This window comes from Streptococcus mitis, assembly GCF_902159415.1.
GTDB classification, from domain to species: Bacteria; Bacillota; Bacilli; order Lactobacillales; family Streptococcaceae; genus Streptococcus; species Streptococcus mitis_BG.
Genome location: NZ_CABGJU010000001.1, coordinates 299686 through 318747, shown reverse-complemented (window position 1 = coordinate 318747; position 19062 = coordinate 299686). Strand labels below are relative to the sequence as shown.

The window sequence follows — 19062 nt, the reverse complement described above, 5'->3', positions numbered from 1 at the left end:
TAATTTAACTATATCAATTATATCAAAAAAATACTAAAAGTTCATACTCAATCCGCCTAAATTTACGCAATTTATAGTTCTTTTTATCAACAAAAAGAAAATCACCTATGTTTGGTGATTTTCTTTTGTATTTAAGATAAATAATCATGCAAATCTTGCATTTGCAAATCATCGGGTACTATTTGTAGATAGGATTGAATGAAGTCTTTAGCTTCTTCTATCTTACCCAACTCTCTTAATAAATAAATATACTGCTCCAAGAACTCTGGATTGTCCTTAAGGTCTGGAGCAAGTTCCTTATAAATTTCCTCTGCAAACTCAAGCTCCTCAAGCTCTTGGTAACTTTTTGCAATCAACCATTTAGTCAAAAGATTTTCAGGTTCGTATGTTTTTAAAGCTATAATATCCTCATAACGTTCCTGCCCTTGATAGAGTGTCCCCAAGCGTAACAAAATCTCTTCCTGATCTTCAGCATTCTCTTGCGCTTGTAACAGATATGTCTCCGCTTGTTCCGGTTGATGCAATTCGTAAGATAACTGAGAAGCATGGAGTAAGAGACGAGTTTCAAAAGGATTTTTTGACAAGCCCTGTTGAGCTATTTTAAGAGCTTCTTCTGTCCGATGCTCCTTATGGAGTGCTAGACTATAACCATACTCATAACCCTCAAAATCTGGTGAAATTGTGTCTAGTTGTTTAAAGTATAGGACGGCTTTCTGGTATTCCTCTTTATCAAAATAAATACTTGCTAATTCAAAGGCTACTTGATCATCATATTCTAATTCGATTGCTTTTTCTAAAAATTCGATTGCTGATTCAAATTTGCCAAGTCTTGCATAGGAAAGTCCTATACGCTGATAGGTAGATATTCCAGTCTGTTGGTAAATGGAACGATTATCTAGTTGGGCATAGCCCTTAATCGCTTCTAAATCGTTTCCTAGCTCACTATCTAATTCTGCCAGACCAAATATTAGAAGAGGATCATCAGAGTAATTACGAGCTTCTAGGAGCTTCTCACGCGCTACATCCGTCAAGCCTTCCATCTGGTACAAATCTGCCTTTAATACTAGGGCTGATACATACCAATCACTTTCTGGACTTATATTCTCCAGATATGTAAAAGCTTCTTCTATTAATCCATCTTCACTAGCAATAGATGCTAAGCTGATATTAACTTCTGGAAATTTAGGCGATAATTTTTCATAGATTTGACTAGCTTGAGGATAAAACCCAATACCTTCTAGATATGAACCTAGTTCAAGTAGGACTTCATCAGAGTCTTCCTTTATTGCTTTTTGAAAATAGGAATCTGCTTTGGCCAAATCTTGTTGCTCCAAGGCCTCGAGCATTTGTTGACTATTGTTCACCTTCAGTCTCCTCTACTGGCTCATAAAGTCCACTAACTCCTTTATACCAATCAAAAATTTCTGAGATGACTACTTTTGCGGAAGCGTAGATTGGAATACCTAGCAATACACCCCAAATACCAAACATGGATCCTGAAGTTAACAGTACAAAAAGAATGGTAATTGGGTGAATATTTAATTGACTACCCAAAATCAGTGGAGAAACAAAACGTCCTTCAATAGTTTGCTCTACAATGAAAACGATAATAACTTTTAAGAGCATAACAGGACCAGCAATCAAACCCAAAACAAGGGCTGGAATCATTGCAAGAAAACTACCTAGATAAGGAACTAAATTAAGAATACCAGCTGTAATACCTAAAGTAACAGCATATCGAAGCCCAATTATCTTAAAGAAGATAATAAACATGATAGCTACGATTACAGCGACCGTAATTTGTCCTCGAACATAATTGGAAAGTTGTTGATTGACATCTGAAAGTACCTTACCAACTGGTTCTCTCAATTTATTTGGTAAGAATTGAGTAATATAGTCTCTAAGTCCTTTTCCATCTCGAAGGAGATAAAAGAGCATAAATGGCATGATAATAAGAGCGACAATGACCTGTGAAGTTCCACTGATAAGAGCACTCACCCAGTTAACAGCCTTAGAAGAAATATTACTTGCCCAAGCAGTTGCTTGTGTTGAAAAATTAGCTAAAACTTGCTCCAATTGTGGTCTAAAGTCATCAGGCAAACGCTTGGTAACAAGATCATCAATAACTCTGTCAGCATCTTCGAGATAAGTCGGTACATTTTGCGCAAAAGCAACTACTTGACGTTGAAGGTTTGGAATCGCAACGGCTAGACCAACAATCAAAAGAATAGCAATAATGACAAAGATAATACTAATGGCTAAAACACGGTTTATCTTGTACTTCTCCATCAAATCCACTAGTGGATTTAAGAGGTAAAAGAGCAGTCCTGATAAAATAACCGGCAACATAACTACGGATAGAAAGTCTATTACAGGTATAAATAAAAAGCTGATTTTACTGAGTATAAAAATATTGAGTCCTAATAGCAAGGCTACTAGGAAAACTGTAACGGCTTTGTTATCTAAAAACCATTTAAAAAACCATGAAAGGTTAAACTGTTTCTCTTTTTGTTCCATTTCATCTTCCTTTCCTTTATTCTATCATTATACCATTTTTATATAAAATAAGGCATTTTAAAAATGGTCATCCTAGAAATGAAAGGATTATTTTTTACTATTTTTTGATTTCCCTCTTGTAGCATTTTTAAACCAGTCAATTGTTTTATGGTATAATAGAACCATATTTATTTCGAGGTATGAATATGAAAGAAACTGTCTATTTTGGGACCTATACTCGTCGGACTTCCCAAGGAATTTATAAGGCTGATTTTGATACAGAAACTGGCCAGTTATCACATTTAAAACTTTTTGCAAACGAACCAAGTCCAACCTATCTAGCATTTGATGATGCCAATCATCTCTATACTGTTGGTAGCAAAGATGGTCAAGGAGGAATCGCCGCCTATCAGACTGATGGAACCCTCCTTAATCACGTCGTTGAAGAAGGGGCACCTCATTGCTATGTTTCAGTGGATGATAAACGAAACCTTGTTTATGCTGCAAATTACCATAAAGGTCAAGTTCTGGTATATAAACGGAAAGAGGACGGAAGTCTTGAATTAGCTGCTATGGATCAACATAGTGGTCATGGACCACATGAAAATCAAGCTTCTCCACACGTTCACTTTGCTGACTTAACCCCAGATAAATACCTTCTTACCTGTGATTTGGGGACTGATCAAGTTACTACATATGACTTGAGCTCTGAAGGTCAATTAACAGAAATTGCGACTTACCATAGTAATCCAGGAGCAGGTCCTCGCCATCTTGTTTTCCACCATCATTATAAAATAGCTTACCTTATTTGCGAATTGAATAGTACAATTGAAGTCTTAATCTATGATGGTGTTGGTGAATTTGAACATATGCAAACAATATCAACACTTCCAGAATGCTTTGATGAGTTTAACGGAACTGCTGCCATCCGATTATCAAAAGATGGTAAATATCTTTATGCTTCTAATCGTGGACATGACTCAATTGTTGTATATACGATTCTTGCTGATGGCAGTCTAGAACTACTTGAATTTGTTCCAACAAATGGTAAAACTCCGCGAGATTTTGATTTAACTCCTGATCAAGAGTTTTTACTCGTTGTTCATCAAGATTCTGATAATGTTACTGTATTTAAACGTAATTCTGAAAACGGTCGTTTAGCTGAACTATCTAATGACTTCCAGGTACCAGAAGCGGTTTGCATTGCCTTTAAAAAATAAAAAAAGAACTTGATTAACTCAAGTTCTTTTTTTATAATCTATTTCCGACATTGATACGATTAATAGCACGCTGAAGAGCAATTTTGGCACGACGCTCTTGGTCGATTAGGTGTTTGTCTTGCGCTTCTTCGATTTCACGTTCCGCACGAAGTTTGGCACGTTCTGCACGACTAATATCAATATCCCGGGCACGTTCAGCTGTGTTTGCGACGATAGTAATCACATTATTAGCGATCTCGATAATTCCTCCGTTAACTGCAATCCAGTTCACATGAGATTCATCATCAATACGCTTAACCTTTACCTCGTCCACTGCTAACACAGCAATCATATTTTCATGTCGTGGCAAGATTCCCATCTCACCATCCAGAGTTCGAACCGATACAAAGCTGGCATGGTGATCATAGACGAGACCATCTGGTGTCACGATCTGGACAGTTAACTGAGTCATAGATCACCTCTTAAAATCCCATTTTATCTGCCTTAGCAATCACATCTTCGATTGAACCAACACCACGGAATGCATCTTCTGGTAGGTGGTCATATTTTCCTTCAAGGATTTCCTTGAAACCACGAACTGTTTCAGCTACAGGAACATAGGAACCTGGTTGACCAGTGAATTGCTCGGCAACGTTGAAGTTTTGTGACAAGAAGAACTGGATACGACGAGCACGTGCAACCAAGGTCTTTTCTTCGTCAGAAAGTTCATCCATACCAAGGATGGCAATAATATCTTGCAACTCATGGTAACGTTGAAGAACACGTTTTACTTCAGCAGCTACTGCATAGTGCTCTTCTCCAACGATTTCAGGTGCCAAGGCACGTGAGCTTGAAGCAAGTGGATCAACGGCTGGGTAGATACCCAATTGAACCAATTTACGTTCCAAGTTTGTTGTAGAATCCAAGTGAGCAAAGGCTGTTGCTGGAGCTGGGTCAGTATAGTCATCCGCTGGCACGTAGATCGCCTGGATAGAGGTTACAGAACCCTTCTTAGTTGACGTGATACGTTCTTGCAATTGACCCATTTCTGTTGCGAGAGTTGGTTGGTAACCAACGGCTGAAGGCATACGACCCAAAAGGGCAGATACTTCTGAACCGGCTTGTGTGAAACGGAAAATGTTGTCAATGAAAAGAAGAACGTCTTGACCTTCTACATCACGGAAGTATTCAGCGATTGTCAAACCAGTAAGTGCAACACGCATACGTGCTCCTGGTGGCTCATTCATCTGACCAAATACCATGGCTGTTTTCTCAATAACACCTGATTCTTTCATTTCCCAGTAGAGGTCGTTCCCTTCACGAGTACGTTCCCCAACACCAGTAAATACAGAAATACCACCGTGTTCTTGGGCAATATTGTGAATCAATTCTTGAATCAATACGGTCTTACCAACTCCGGCACCACCGAAGAGTCCGACCTTACCACCTTTAAGGTAAGGGGCAAGAAGGTCGATAACCTTGATCCCAGTTTCTAGAATTTCTGAAGAGGTAGACAATTCATCAAAAGTTGGTGCTTTTTTATGAATTGGCTGACGCTCTGCATCTTCACCAAAAGGAGCCTCCAAGTCAATGGTATCTCCCAAAACGTTGAAGACACGTCCTAGAGTTTCTTTCCCAACTGGTACTGAGATTGGACGGCCTGTGTCCAATACTTCCAAACCACGGGTCAAGCCATCAGTTGATTCCATAGCGATGGTCCGAATCATACCATCTCCCAACTCCAAGGCTACTTCAAGGACGATTTTTGTTTTTCTTTCGTCATTTTTGTAGACGACAAGTGCATTATTAATCTCTGGTAGTTTCTCACCTGGTGCAAACAAGACGTCTACAACAGGACCGATAACCTGAGCAATTTTACCTGAACTCATCTACTTCTCCTATTCTGTATAAGATACTATCGGTTCCTAGTATGACTAGGTCCTAAGTTCATTTCTCTGAGCAATATTGCTTTATTCTAAAGCACTAGCTCCTGCTACGATTTCTGTAATTTCTTGTGTAATCGCCGCCTGTCTGGCACGGTTATACTGGATAGTCAAATCATTGATAACTTTTTTAGCATTATCTGTTGCTGTCTGCATTGCCGTCATCCCTGCCGCATTTTCAGCTGTCTTGGCATCAATTATAGCACCGTAAATCATACTTTCTGCAAACTGTGGCAATAGCTGATCCAAGATTTCCTCACGACTTGTTTCAAGCTCAAATGTCAAGCTGTAGTTATCATCAGCTTCATTTGGGTCCAAGTCGACAATTGGAAGCATCTGCTCCACACGCATTTGACTTGTCAGTGTATTCACGTGGTGGTTGTAGCAAACATAGAGCTCATCGAAAAGTTCATTTTGATACATTTCAATAGTTTTTGAAATAATCTTGCGAACTTCATCGAAGCTTGGTTGGCTGGCTAGACCACGCAATTCATAAATTGGCTGAATACCACGAGCTTTAAAGAAGTCTGCTCCCATACCACCGATACAGATGACTTCAAAATCATCACCTGAAGGATGGTATTCTTGTTGAAGTTCCATGACTGCCTTTAAGATTGAAGAGTTATAGCCTCCAACAAGACCACGGTCAGAAGTAATGACGATATAGCCTGTTTTCTTGACCGGGCGGCTAATCAACATTGGATTTGTTGATCCGCCAGCACCATCTCCGTGAAGGATGTCTGTAAGAAGTTTACGGACTTTTTGAGCATAAATCTGGAAGTTGCGTGCAGCTTCTTCAGAACGACCTAACTTAGCTGCAGAGACCATCTGCATGGCGTTAGTAATTTGACTAGTATTTTTCGTTGAGGCGATTTTTGTTTTAATATCATTTAGAGATACTGCCATCTGACACCTCTATTCTTATTGGAAGCTGGATTGGTTGAGAAACTCAGTAATCGCAGCATCCAAGACCGCTTCTTCTGGCAAATCTTTTGTTTCACGAATAGTTTCCAAAATCTCTGGATGTTGAGCATCAAAGAAGGCATGGAATTCTTCTTCAAAACGGACAATATCATCAACAGATATAGTATCCAAGAATCCATGAGTCAAGGCATAGAGAATGGTTACTTGTTTCTCAACAGGTAGTGGTTTATGAACTGGTTGTTTCAACACTTCTACAGTACGACGACCACGGTTCAATTTAGCCTGAGTAGCAGCATCCAAGTCTGAACCAAATTTAGTGAAGGCTTCCAACTCTCGGTATGAAGCAAGATCGATACGAAGAGTACCAGCAACCTTCTTCATAGCTTTAATCTGAGCTGAACCACCAACACGAGATACAGAAGAACCCGCATCAATAGCCGGACGAATACCCGCATTAAAGAGACTATCACTTAGGAAGATTTGTCCATCCGTAATAGAGATTACGTTTGTCGCGATATAGGCTGAGATATCTCCAGCTTGGGTCTCGATAAATGGAAGAGCCGTGATAGATCCACCGCCAAGTTCATCTGAAACCTTAGCAGAACGCTCAAGTAGACGACTGTGAAGGTAGAAGACATCCCCTGGGAAGGCTTCACGTCCTGGTGGGCGACGAAGAAGAAGGGACAGTTCACGATAAGCTACCGCTTGTTTAGATAAGTCATCATAAACGATCAAGACATGCTTACCTTGGTACATGAACTCTTCTGCCATAGCAACCCCTGCATAAGGTGCAAGGAAAAGCAATGGTGAAGGCTGTGAAGCAGAAGCTGTCACAACGATTGTGTAATCCAAGGCTCCGTACTGACGAAGTGTTTCCACTTGTGTACGAACTGTTGATTCTTTTTGTCCAATCGCAACATAGATACAGATCATATCTTGACCTTTTTGGTTCAAGATAGCATCGATTGCGATCGTTGTTTTCCCTGTTTGACGGTCACCGATAATCAACTCACGTTGACCACGACCGATTGGTACAAGGGCGTCAATAGCTTTCAAACCTGTTTGCAATGGTTCTGAGACAGACTTACGTTGCATAACACCAGGGGCTGGAGCTTCAACGGGACGAGTCTTGTCTGTGTTAATCGGACCCAAACCATCCACTGGACGACCTAGAGGATCCACAACACGTCCAATCAAGCTATCACCAACAGGAACTTCCATGATTTTACCCGTACGACGAATGGTGTCGCCTTCGCGGATATCTGTAAAATCACCAAGAATGATAATACCAACATCAGTTGACTCTAAGTTTTGCGCCATACCATATGAGCCATTTTCAAAAATCAACAGCTCACCACTCATGGCATTTTCAAGGCCATGAGCACGCGCAATCCCGTCCCCGATGTAGGTTACAACACCAGTTTCAGTCACATCAAAATTAGGTTTGAAATTTTCAATTTGTTGCTTAATTAAAGCGCTGATTTCTTGTGCGTTAATTGCCAAAAGAACACCACTTTCTATTTCAAATTTTCCTTAACAACTTTAAGTTGTTGTTTAATACTCACATCAATTGTCTTGTGATTGGCAATAATAACAAAACCACCGATTAAACTATCGTCGATTTTTTCCTTAATACTGCGAACCTTTAAAGACATCTTCTTCTCAATCAGAGGAAGGAGGCGTTCTTTCTGTTCGTCAGTCAAAGGATGTGCAGACAAAATAGTCACTTCAAAACGGTTGGTTTCTTTTTCAAGACGATTCAAGCAATCTACAATCACATCATAAAAAAGATTGGATCGATGATTGTAAAGTAGAACCTCGATAAAGTTTTTCATTAAAGGTGACACAGAACCTTGGAAAAAACGAACTGTTTTTTCTTTATCCAACTCATCTACTTCCACTTGCGCTAAAAAAGTAGGTAAGCCAGTTTCTTCAGCAACTTGCTTGATTTGAGTCAAGTCTGAAAAAATAGAATCTTCTTCTCCTTTTTCAATCACCAATTGGACAAAAGGCATGCTGTATTTTTCAATTACCTTTAAAGTCTTTTTGTCCATTAAGCTTCTCCTAGCTGATCGATATACTGATCAATGAGTTCTTTATGGGCCTGACTGTCAAGGTTTTTAGAGAGAATTTTCTCAGCTAGACTGATTGTTAAGTCAGCTACATCTCCCTTAACACTTTGTAAAGCTTCAGCTTTATTTTGAGCAATTTCTTGGTTGGCTTTTTCTTTTAAGCGCCCTGCTTCAAGTTTAGCTTCGGCTAAAATATCGGCTCTACTTTTCTCAGCAGTTCCCTTTGCATTCTCGATAATCGTTTTAGCTTCGGTACGGCTACCTGCTAACTCAGCTTCGCGTTTGCTAGCAAGTTCCTCAGCCTTTTTACGGGCTTCCTCGGCACCATCAATATCTGAAGAAATCTTTTCAGCTCGTTCATCTAAGATGCTGGAAAGATTTCCCCAAGCATATTTCTTCACTAAAAAGATCAATAAAAGGAAGGAACCAGCGATAAGAATAAAGTCACCGATAATGGTACTAATAGTTAAATCCATCTTCTAATCCTCCTCTACTTACTCTTCCCCTTCATTTATTTTTTTACCAATGTACATAGATGACAACATGGTAAATACATAAGCCTGAATACATGAAATGAAAATTGAAAAGGCTGTCCATAACATGTTTGCGATAAAGGCAAAAGGATACCAATACAAGGCATGTTGTGACAAGGCCAATAGCAATCCAGCTAAGACCTCACCGGCAAAAATATTTCCGTAGATCCGAATCGCCAAGGAAGCAAAATTGGTGAACTCTTCTAAAATGTTCATCGGAGTCATAAAGCCAGGTGTAACAAATGCTCTCAAATATTCTTTAACGCCTCTACGACGAACTCCTTCTACATGGGCGATCAAAGTGATCAAGAATGAGAGGGATAAATCGTATCCAAGGTTGGCTGTTGGAGAAGTCCACAAGTTATAACCGTTTGTTGTTTGTACTTTTGCCATTAAGCCGATATTATTGGCAACCAAGATAAACAGAAATAGAGAAAACAGAAACAAGGAATAATCCTTGATGTATGATTCTCCAATGTTTGGTTTGGTAAAACCAATCACAAAGTCATAAATCATCTCAAGAGCATTTTGTTTACCCTTTGGACGGATGGTCATTTTACGACTTGCCCAGTAGACAAAGGCAAAAACCATCAAAACAGTTACAAGAGACATGGCAAGCAGGGTCAAATCAAAGGATATTGGTCCAATATTAACGGTTGGATTCAAACTTTCTTCCATGGTTTGACACCTCCATTTCTAAATAGAGTTGTCTATTTAATGACAAATGCCATCGCCAAGGTTACAAAGAAGGTACCTTCTACAAAGGCAACACCAAGAATCAAAAGGCTACGTAATTGATCAATAATTTCAGGTTGACGAGCTGCAGATTTAAAGAGATTACTCATAATCAATCCTTCTGCAATAGATACACCCATACAGGCAAGACAAAGTCCGAAAAATGTTAAATTCATGACGAATTCTCCTTAATAATTTAAATTTACCTCTTAAGTTTAGACCTAAAATTGGCTTTTGTCAAATTTTTACTAGTAATGGAAGCGTTTCGAATCATTTATTTCCAATTTTACGATTTTCAAGACGATTACATAGAAAATTTTATTCCCATTTCACGATCCTTTCACTATATTTCATTATTTTCTGAAAATAAAAATCCGAGCTTTACAACTCGGATTTAGCATTTCTTATCTGAAATAAATTGAATGATGATTTTGACAAGCTAGATTGAATACAGCATTACAAAATGGACAAGTTCCCTTCTCGGTATACTCCACATAGGTTAGTGTATTCCCACAGGATCCACATAAAATCGGTCTATCCTCTTTCAGATTTAAAGGATAAGGACTAAATGTATGTCTTTCTATAGCATTGTGACACTGATAACAAGCGTAGTATTTCTTACAATCATAGCACTGAAGGGCTACGATATCTTTGTCACTATGATAATGAACACATCTGCTTTCATCATCAACTAGTAAGCCCTGAGCTTGAACCATTATTTCATCCTTATCTAGGCACGAACGGTGACACTTGTTCCATCTTCTTTGTAAAGGTTAATGAGACCTTCTTTCAAAGCACGGACCATGTCCCCAGCTTGTACTGGTTGGGGAACCTTGATGGTCAAAAGTTCCATCGGGTTTGGCGCACGGTCGATTTTATTTCCTTTAGCATCATGAAGGTCTTCGATATAAGTTTCAAAATGACGGAAGCCAGGACCGTAGAACTCAACTTGGTCACCTTCATTGATAACATTACGTTGGCGAATGGTTGCTGTCTGATTCGCATCATCATAAGCTACTACTTCAGCAACAAACTTGTATTCTGGAATCTTACGACGAGCTCCGAAAAGTTGTTCATTTTCAGATGGTGTTCCGTAGTAGAAACCTGTAGCCAATTCACGTTGGGCTACCTTCCACATTTCATCTACCAAATCTTGTTTAATGGCCTCAAATTTTTCAGGGCTCTCAAGGTAAGCATCAACGGCAGCCTTATAGCAGTTTGTTACTGTCGAAACGTAGTGGATAGACTTCATACGGCCCTCAATCTTCAGACTATCCACACCATTTTCAATCATATCTGGGATATGGTCAATCATAGACATATCAACCGCAGACATAGAGAATTCTTCAGGAATTTCTCCCTTAAGGCTCTTACGTTCTTGACCAAATGGCATGTCGTAAAGGTCATATTTCCAACGGCAAGATTGTGAACATCCACCACGGTTGGCGTCACGCATGCTCATATGGTTAGAAAGAGTACAACGACCAGAGTATGAGATACACATCGCTCCATGAACGAAGGATTCAATCTCAACATCTGTACGTTTGCGAATCTCTGCCAATTCTTCCATAGAAACCTCACGCGCCAAAACGACACGCGTCAAGCCAAGTTCTTTCCAGAATTCTAAAGTTTCGTAGTTAGTTGCACTAGCTTGTGTTGACAGGTGGATTTCAAGTCCTGGTGCTTCCGTTGCTGCAATCATAATCAAGGCTGGATCTGATACGATAACCGCTGCAATACCGATGTCACGTAGTTTACGGAACCATTCTCCAGCGCCTTCCTCATTTCCTTCGTGCATAACCATATTGGCTGCTACATACACTTTAGCACCATATTTGGCCGCAAACTGAACCCCTTCTTCCATTTGCTCAAAAGTGAAGTTACCCGCACGGCTACGAAGACCATAGGCCTGACCACCGATAAAGACAGCATCTGCTCCGTATTGAACAGCTACTTTCAGTTTTTCTAGTGTTCCTGCAGGTGATAAAACCTCAGGACGTTTCAAAGTTTTTGTCATGTTTTCTCCTATTTGCAATATAAAAGTTTGACACTAATCTTTACCATTTTATAGCAAAAAAGTTCTAAAATCAAGTTTTGATTGATTGTTTAGACAATTTTAATTTTCTTCTAAAGTTCAAATTCATCGAACTGTTTCTATTTTCCAAGAGCTCCAGCCTTTGAAACGAATGGCTCCTTTTTTATCCGTTTTGTATATCGCATTTTCAACTTCTTTATCTTCTTGGTTAATTACTTTAAATCTTTTCTTCTTGTCTACCGACATGACAGTCATTTTAGGTTGTAAATTTTTGAAGACCTCGACATCACTCTTATTCTTCGATGATGACTGATGAGTGATCAGAACATCTGCTTGGAGTTTGGGATCATAGCTCGTTAAGGAATTCTCCTCTATATCTCCAGTAACTAGAAAGGTTTGATGTAGTAGTTTTCCATACATGGCAATTGAGTCTTTTTTATCCTTGTTTTGAGTTGTGATTACTTCCAAATGACTCCCAAAAACAAATAAGTTATCTCCAGTTTTAAGAGGTCGTACATTCAAGTTATTTTCCTTTAATTTATCAAAAAAATCTCTTTGAGACAGAGTTTCTTCAGTTACGAGAATTTCTCCTATCACGAAGGTTTTACTGATTTCTAACACATGATCTAGTTGCTTAGGTTCCCTATCCGTTAAAACAAGCTGATCAATCTTTGCGACTCCTCTACTTTTAAGATAAGAGATTAAACTACGTTTGTCATTGCTGGTGGTGACTTTCTCCTGCCAAACTTCTTTCTTTTCAACTTCAGACTTTTCCCCGACATCTAGGAGAATGGTCTTTCCTGTCATGTCTCTTAGGAAAATGCTTCGTCCCTGCTCCATATCTAAGACCGTGATTTCATTTTCCAGTGGGTGTTTGGTTACTAAAAAGAGAGCTAGGGCAAATAGGACAATGATCGGTATTTTTTTCAAATGTTTACGATAGTCATAGACAAGAGCCAAAGACATTAACAGAAATACTAAAACCCAAAGATTCGGTTGACCAAAAACAAAGGGCCTAGTAGATAGCTGAGATACATAGCGTATGATGTTTTCTAGCCATTCAAAGAGAAAGTTGACTTGGGTAATAGGATATATCCATGACAGACAGAAGAGAATCGATAAGAGTGGTAAAAAGACCACATCAAATAAGAAGGAAAATGCAAAGGTCAAGAGAATAGACCACGGTTGAAATTCAGAAAAGTAAAATGACAAAATCGGCAAGATTCCCAGGGAAATAAGGAAACTCTCTCTCACTAGACCTTTTATTCCTTCTACTTCCTCGCCAGTCATGGTCAGGATAAAGGCATAAGCACAGGAGAGCACTCCTCCAGCACTTAGGAAGAAATTCGGCATCACAATGAACAAGACTAGGATAGTCAGAGCAAAGTTATCCAGCCCCTTGAAGCCATGTTGAGCCAAAAGTTTTTGTAACAGACTTCTAATAACAGAAGCTGAGAGCCCTGTCAAACCTGCATAGACCAAAGAAAAGGGATAGGCAAGCCATTTGAACTTCTCTTGCGTCAAACCCAATCGTAAGAGTGACTTTTTAAAAGCATTCATGAAGAAACCAACCTGCATCCCTGACAAAGCAAAAAGGTGAATAATCCCTAGACTGGAATAGAGTTCATTCATTTCCTCAAAATCTGTGTCCAAGTGCCCTAATAAAAGACCTGTCATATAATTACGCATGGGGTCAGGAAAATTCCTTTTTATCCAGACAACTGCTTTTCTCCGCAAGCTGGATAGATTTTCTCCTATATCCCAGCTGGATGCTTTCTTTAATTCGACAATTTCCGAAATAGTTAAGGTCTGATAAATCCCCTGTGTTTTGAGATAGTCTCGATAATCAAATCCAGCAAAATTATTTGCTCCCTGAGGAATAGCTAGCTTTCCTTTTACTACTATCTCATGCAGTTCAGATAACTCTTTAAACCTTTCCTTTTCAGCCTCTGACTGGAATTTATAATAGACCTGAAAGAGTCTGCCATCAGCCTTGCCTCGAAAAGATAAACTATCACCATTTACTTTGATAGTATCAGGTAATATTCGGACTGTAGCTACTGAGTTAACGAGATGATGACTGGCTTTTTCTTGCTGCCATTTTTGAAATGAAAACCAGCTAGCAAATAGTCCACAAATTAAGAGAACCTTGGTCACAGTCTTCCATGGGAATTGGAAAAAGAGACAAAATAGTAAAAAGACAAAACCCAAAAGCGCTAACACACTTGTTGAAAAGATTGCATAATAGATCCATAATAGTAGAAAACTGAGATAGATTTTTGGGATGGGTATGCGACTAATCCACTGTGACATATTCTTTTAACTTTTCTACTGTCTTAGCACCAATGCCTGACACTTTCTTGAGGTCATCAACTGATTTAAACTTACCATTGGTTTCGCGGTGGTCGATGATGTCCTGAGCACGTTTGCCTCCCAATCCCTTGACTTGTTTTAGCTCCTCCAAACTGGCTTTATTGAGATTGACTTTCTTGTTTTCTTTGGTGTTGGAAGCATTTGAATGTGCCTCTTGACTAGTGGTTTCTTCCTTAGTCGGAACATAAACAAGTGCTTCGTCACTAATTCTCTGGGCAAGATTGATAGACTTACTATCTGCATTATCTGTCACGCCACCAGCTTTTTGTACAGCATCATTGATACGACTTCCAACTGGCAAATCATAGATTCCAGGTGATTTGACCGCACCTTTCACATCGACAGTGATCAAATCTTGCTCCACCACTTCTTCTGTTTTCTCTTTCTGGCTCTTCTCCTCTTTTTCGCTAGCTGAATCCTTTGGAACAGTTGTAACTTCAGTCTGCAAATTGCTTTCCTTAGCAGGTGCGTGCGTTGATGGTTTTAGGAGTAAACATCCACCCAAGACCAAGCCCAAACCGGCACAGATGACAATGATTTTGTATTCTTTGATTTTCTCAATAAGTTCTTCCATAATTTCTCCTCTCTTATCTTATTCGTAATGCAAAGAAAAAACAGCTGAAAAATCTTTTCAACTGCTTACTTATTTGCAAAATAATCTTCCTTGGTTAAGATATAATGCACTCTCGTCACGATACGACCTTTTTCATACTGGTCCATACGAGCATATGGTTCTTCGTGAGAAAAGCGCATGCCTGATTTCTCCATGACTCTTCCTGACGCAGGATTATCCTTATCGTGAAGGGCCGTCAACTTATTCATCCCAATCTTTTCAAAAGCCAGTTCAATTACAGCTCGATTGGCTTCAGTCGTCAAACCTTGATTCCAATATTTTTGATTGATAATGTAACCAATGGCTGCCTTCTTAAGAACAGTATCGATCTTGTGCAAGTCAATGGTTCCTATAAACTCTCCTGTACTTTTTAATTCAATTCCCCATCGGCCCAATGGACTGGCTAGATAAAACTGAGCAATATTGTTCTTGGTTTCCTCTAAACTTTGATTGGTTGGAAAAGTATAGCGCGTATTTTCTTTATCTGAAGCATACTCAAACATAGCTTCTGCATCACCCAATGTCACAGGTCTTAGAACCAAACGTTCAGTTTCGATAACGGGATGCTTCGCTAGTTTGATAAATAGTGATTCCATTGCCCAGTCCTCCCTTTTTCTTTAAAAAAAAATTTTTTTCTAAAAGCTTAGCAAAAAATGCAGAAGAATTCAAGAATTTTTCTTGATTTTCGTCCAACTTTCATATAAAATAAAACCATCAGATGAATCCCTTTGATTCTATCACTGATGGTTTATTAAGGTTCCTGAAACCTAAAAAAGGAGAAAATCTCTATGCTAATTGGAATTCCAAAAGAAATTAAAAACAATGAAAATCGTGTGGCTTTAACACCTGCTGGTGTCCACAGTTTGGTTGGTCGTGGACATCGAGTTCTCGTTGAAACAAATGCAGGACTTGGTTCTGGCTTTGCAGATGCTGATTATGAAAAACAAGGTGCAGAAATTGTTGCGACTGCAAAAGAAGCTTGGGCTGCAGAGTTAGTTGTTAAGGTTAAAGAACCTCTAGATACTGAATACCAGTACCTACGTGATGATTTACTTCTCTTCACCTACTTGCATATGGCAGCAGCTCCAGAATTAGCGGATGCTATGTTAGCAGCAAAAACAACTGGTGTTGCTTACGAGACTGTTCGTGACAACCAAGGTCAACTACCTTTGTTAGTCCCTATGAGTGAAGTTGCTGGTCGTATGGCTGTCCAAATCGGAGCTCACTTCTTGACGAAACAAGCTGGTGGTTCTGGAGTTCTTTTAGGTGGTGTCCCAGGTGTACCAAAAGGAAAAGTAAGCATTATCGGTGGTGGTGTCGTTGGTACACACGCAGCACGTATCGCTCTTGGTTTAGGAGCTCAAGTAACTATTCTTGATATCAGCGCTAAACGTCTCTCTGAACTTGAAGATGTCTTTGGTCACCAAATCCAAACACTCATGTCTAACCCATTTAATATTGAAGCAAGTGTGCGTGAAGCAGACGTTGTTATCGGTGCAGTATTGATTCCTGGAGCAAAAGCACCAAAACTTGTGACAGATGAAATGGTTCAACAAATGCGTCCTGGTTCTGTCATCGTAGACGTTGCTGTTGACCAAGGTGGCGTTATTGCAACTGCTGACCGTGTAACAACCCACGATGAGCCTGTCTATGAAAAACATGGTGTTCTCCACTATGCGGTTGCTAACATTCCTGGAGCAGTTGCTCGTACTTCTACTATCGCCCTTACAAATGTGACTCTTCCATATATCGAAGCATTGGCAGGAAAAGGATTTAAGAAAGCAATCCTTGACGATGCTGGATTACGTGAAGGTGTAACAACTTATCAAGGTCAACTCACAAGCCAACCTGTTGCTGAAGGTTTACATCGTGAGTTTACTTCAATTAGTGAGCTTATTTAATCATAAAAAAAGAGCAGTTCAGACGAACTTGCTCTTTTTCTTTATTCTGTTTCTTCTTGATTTTCTTCAACTTTGACAGGTCGAGGTTCATAGGCTCTAATAATCTGAGCGACTACTGGATGTCGGACAACATCCTTGGCTGAGAAGTGTACAAAGTCGATTTGGTGAATGTTCTTAAGTTTTTCTTGGGCATCGATCAAACCTGACTTGACATTGCGAGGTAGGTCAATCTGACTAATATCACCATTTACAATCATTTTAGAATTGAATCCAAGACGAGTCAAGAACATCTTCATCTGCATGATAGTTGTATTTTGTGCTTCATCCAAAATGACAAAGGCATCATCCAAGGTACGTCCACGCATGTAGGCCAAAGGCGCAATCTCAATAATTTCTCGCTCCATGAGACGAGTTGTTTGGTCTTTCCCTAAAATCTGATATAAGGCATCATAGACTGGACGAAGGTAAGGGTCTACCTTTTCTTTCAAATCTCCTGGTAGAAATCCCAAGCTTTCTCCAGCTTCTACTGCTGGACGAGTCAGGATAATACGCTTGACTTGTCCACGTTTGAGAGCTGTAACAGCCAAGGTCACTGCGAGGAAAGTTTTTCCTGTGCCCGCTGGCCCAATCCCGAAGGTAACATCATGGTTCTTAACACTATCTACATAAAGTTTTTGACCCAGTGTCTTTACACGTATCGGCTTACCAGTATTGTCTTTAATAATCTCTTCTTCATAGAGGGCAACAAACTTATCGATTTCATTGTTTCTAACCATATTGATGGCTGTCACCACATCCGGAGTTCCTACTGTCATGCCACGATTGACCAAGACCATCAAGGCTTGAATTACTTGCCGTGCTTCTTCACAAGAAGACTCCTCTCCCAAAACTTGTACAATCTCTGTACGAGCATGGATGATAACATCTAACTCATCCTCCATCAAGCGAAGATGGCGTTCATTGGAACCAAAAAGATGAAACAGGTCATCTGGATGACTTAACTGAATGTCTATTGAATGTTCCTTCAAATAAAGAACCTCTCTAACTCTTTAATTTCTTTTTATTATAGCAAAGGCAATTAGAAATTGCTATCCCTAACACTTATGGTATCTTTAATGTTCTAAATATTCTTGCCAGATGCGATCGAAGTCTCCCATATTAAAGGAAAAACTGGCATGTTCTTCTAAAAATCGACTGACTTGATCAAAATCATCCGTGTGTTTTGGGAAAGCTGATTCCTCAAAGGCAAGATCCGCTAAAATTGCTTTAGGACTATTACTTTTTGGATTACGCTCTGTCATAAGCCAAGTATAAAATGATTTTCTCATATAACTCCCTAAATTAACTCTGTTCCAAACTGGTCTTGTTTAATTTTTCCAGCCTTCATCAAGCCACCGAGCGCTTTTTTAAACTGACCTTTAGAGATACCGAAGGTTGCCTTAATATCGTCAGGTGACGATTTGTCATTCAAGGTCATAAATCCACCATTGCTTTCCAAGTATGTCAAAATCATTTGTGCATCATTTTCTAACATCTCAAAAGAGCGGGGTTTCAGTGAAAGATTAAGAGTACGATCCACCTCACGGAAACCAATGACACGTACATCTAACACTTGCCCCAAACGTGGCTCTGCATAACGCTCACTTGGATGAATAAAGCCCAGCATATTATTTTCAGGTAGATAAACGAAAGTACCCGATAACTTGAGACGATAAACGATTGCTGGCCAATTTTGGTTTTGCATGTTGTTGTAAGCTGGACGAGCTAAACGTTGGAAGTCCTCTTGGTAGGCTAAGATTCCCCAAATACGGTCTTTCTTATCTACCTCTAGACGAATATAGAGCCTATCGCCCTTCTTTGGCCAGAGCTCTTTAAGTTCAGGTAGGATATCCAGTGACACAACGATTTCCTTGTCAGGAAGTCCTGTATCAACAAAGACACCCAAATCCTTACGAACTTCTGTTACTGTTCCCCAACCAAACTGTTCCTGAGTCGCAGTCACTTCTAGGGTCGTCAAGCGAAGTTTTTGCTTCATATCCGTGTAGACAAAGCCTTTAACGGTATCACCTATTGCATGCTGGCCTTCTTTCTTATCAAGAGCATAGGTCTGACCATCCTTTTGGACAAAGTAAAAACGGTCATTTTCATCAGTTATCAGACCGACGATAAAACTAGCAAGATTTGTATTCATGTTTCCTTCTTTCGAATAAAACTCAGCCAGCAATGCCAACTGAGTTT

The 19062-nt window shown here is 39.5% G+C and carries 20 protein-coding genes; 2 read left to right on the top strand and 18 right to left on the bottom strand.

Annotation, left to right across the window (positions count from 1 at the left end):
• Positions 1-131: 131 nt before the first annotated feature.
• Both FN031_RS01605 and FN031_RS01600 read right to left on the bottom strand, forming a co-directional pair.
• Entirely contained in the window at positions 132-1364 is a 1233-nt protein-coding gene (locus tag FN031_RS01605; protein ID WP_142557032.1) for a tetratricopeptide repeat protein, read from the bottom strand.
• Positions 1354-2517 carry an AI-2E family transporter gene (locus tag FN031_RS01600; RefSeq protein ID WP_142557029.1) on the bottom strand — a complete coding sequence of 388 codons (1164 nt, stop codon included), beginning with the start codon at positions 2515-2517 and terminating at the stop codon, positions 1354-1356. The genes FN031_RS01605 and FN031_RS01600 overlap by 11 nt, the downstream gene beginning before the upstream one ends.
• A gap of 185 nt (positions 2518-2702) precedes the next feature.
• Here FN031_RS01600 and FN031_RS01595 point away from each other — a divergent pair, with 185 nt between their 5' ends.
• Entirely contained in the window at positions 2703-3716 is a 1014-nt protein-coding gene (locus FN031_RS01595) for a lactonase family protein (protein ID WP_142557027.1), read from the top strand.
• A gap of 31 nt (positions 3717-3747) precedes the next feature.
• Here the strand turns inward: FN031_RS01595 and FN031_RS01590 are convergent, their stop codons facing one another.
• The 13 genes from FN031_RS01590 to FN031_RS01530 form a co-directional block, all read right to left on the bottom strand.
• On the bottom strand, positions 3748-4167 hold the full coding sequence (locus FN031_RS01590) for a F0F1 ATP synthase subunit epsilon (RefSeq protein ID WP_142557025.1): 420 nt from the start codon (positions 4165-4167) through the stop codon (positions 3748-3750).
• A gap of 10 nt (positions 4168-4177) precedes the next feature.
• Positions 4178-5584, bottom strand: a complete 1407-nt coding sequence (gene atpD, locus FN031_RS01585; RefSeq protein WP_142557023.1) for a F0F1 ATP synthase subunit beta — start codon at positions 5582-5584, stop codon at positions 4178-4180.
• An 81-nt stretch (positions 5585-5665) separates the two neighbouring features.
• A complete protein-coding gene (locus tag FN031_RS01580; RefSeq protein ID WP_004253324.1) occupies positions 5666-6544 on the bottom strand; it encodes a F0F1 ATP synthase subunit gamma in 879 nt (292 codons plus the stop codon).
• Between the two features lie 15 nt (positions 6545-6559).
• Positions 6560-8065, bottom strand: coding sequence for a F0F1 ATP synthase subunit alpha (atpA, locus tag FN031_RS01575; RefSeq protein WP_004253321.1), 1506 nt, complete (start codon positions 8063-8065; stop codon positions 6560-6562).
• Positions 8066-8079: 14 nt separating this feature from the next.
• The gene (locus FN031_RS01570; RefSeq protein WP_142557021.1) at positions 8080-8616 is read right to left on the bottom strand and encodes a F0F1 ATP synthase subunit delta; all 537 of its coding nucleotides are present in this window, start codon (positions 8614-8616) and stop codon (positions 8080-8082) included.
• Positions 8616-9110, bottom strand: coding sequence for a F0F1 ATP synthase subunit B (atpF, locus tag FN031_RS01565; protein ID WP_006154358.1), 495 nt, complete (start codon positions 9108-9110; stop codon positions 8616-8618). The genes FN031_RS01570 and atpF overlap by 1 nt, the downstream gene beginning before the upstream one ends.
• Positions 9111-9128: 18 nt before the next feature.
• On the bottom strand, positions 9129-9845 hold the full coding sequence (gene atpB / locus FN031_RS01560) for a F0F1 ATP synthase subunit A (protein ID WP_142557019.1): 717 nt from the start codon (positions 9843-9845) through the stop codon (positions 9129-9131).
• Between the two features lie 32 nt (positions 9846-9877).
• The gene (locus tag FN031_RS01555) at positions 9878-10078 is read right to left on the bottom strand and encodes a F0F1 ATP synthase subunit C (RefSeq protein WP_004253309.1); all 201 of its coding nucleotides are present in this window, start codon (positions 10076-10078) and stop codon (positions 9878-9880) included.
• A gap of 228 nt (positions 10079-10306) precedes the next feature.
• The gene (locus FN031_RS01550) at positions 10307-10618 is read right to left on the bottom strand and encodes a CHY zinc finger protein (RefSeq protein ID WP_142557017.1); all 312 of its coding nucleotides are present in this window, start codon (positions 10616-10618) and stop codon (positions 10307-10309) included.
• Positions 10619-10632: 14 nt separating this feature from the next.
• The gene (locus tag FN031_RS01545; protein WP_142557015.1) at positions 10633-11919 is read right to left on the bottom strand and encodes a peptidase U32 family protein; all 1287 of its coding nucleotides are present in this window, start codon (positions 11917-11919) and stop codon (positions 10633-10635) included.
• Positions 11920-12042: 123 nt separating this feature from the next.
• Entirely contained in the window at positions 12043-14250 is a 2208-nt protein-coding gene (locus tag FN031_RS01540) for a ComEC/Rec2 family competence protein (RefSeq protein WP_142557013.1), read from the bottom strand.
• A complete protein-coding gene (locus tag FN031_RS01535) occupies positions 14234-14884 on the bottom strand; it encodes a helix-hairpin-helix domain-containing protein (RefSeq protein WP_142557011.1) in 651 nt (216 codons plus the stop codon). The genes FN031_RS01540 and FN031_RS01535 overlap by 17 nt, the downstream gene beginning before the upstream one ends.
• A 65-nt stretch (positions 14885-14949) precedes the next feature.
• Entirely contained in the window at positions 14950-15519 is a 570-nt protein-coding gene (locus FN031_RS01530; RefSeq protein WP_142557009.1) for a GNAT family N-acetyltransferase, read from the bottom strand.
• Between the two features lie 192 nt (positions 15520-15711).
• Between FN031_RS01530 and ald the strand changes: the two genes are divergently transcribed.
• Positions 15712-16824, top strand: coding sequence for an alanine dehydrogenase (gene ald / locus FN031_RS01525; protein WP_142557007.1), 1113 nt, complete (start codon positions 15712-15714; stop codon positions 16822-16824).
• Positions 16825-16865: 41 nt separating this feature from the next.
• On the opposite strand, the gene FN031_RS01520 is transcribed toward ald, so the two are convergent.
• The 3 genes from FN031_RS01520 to cvfB form a co-directional block, all read right to left on the bottom strand.
• Positions 16866-17852: a PhoH family protein gene (locus tag FN031_RS01520; RefSeq protein WP_142557005.1), complete on the bottom strand. Its 987-nt coding sequence runs from the start codon at positions 17850-17852 to the stop codon at positions 16866-16868.
• Between the two features lie 84 nt (positions 17853-17936).
• Entirely contained in the window at positions 17937-18152 is a 216-nt protein-coding gene (locus FN031_RS01515) for a YozE family protein (RefSeq protein WP_001232087.1), read from the bottom strand.
• A gap of 8 nt (positions 18153-18160) precedes the next feature.
• Positions 18161-19015: an RNA-binding virulence regulatory protein CvfB gene (gene cvfB, locus FN031_RS01510; protein WP_142557003.1), complete on the bottom strand. Its 855-nt coding sequence runs from the start codon at positions 19013-19015 to the stop codon at positions 18161-18163.
• Between the last annotated feature and the right edge of the window lie 47 nt (positions 19016-19062).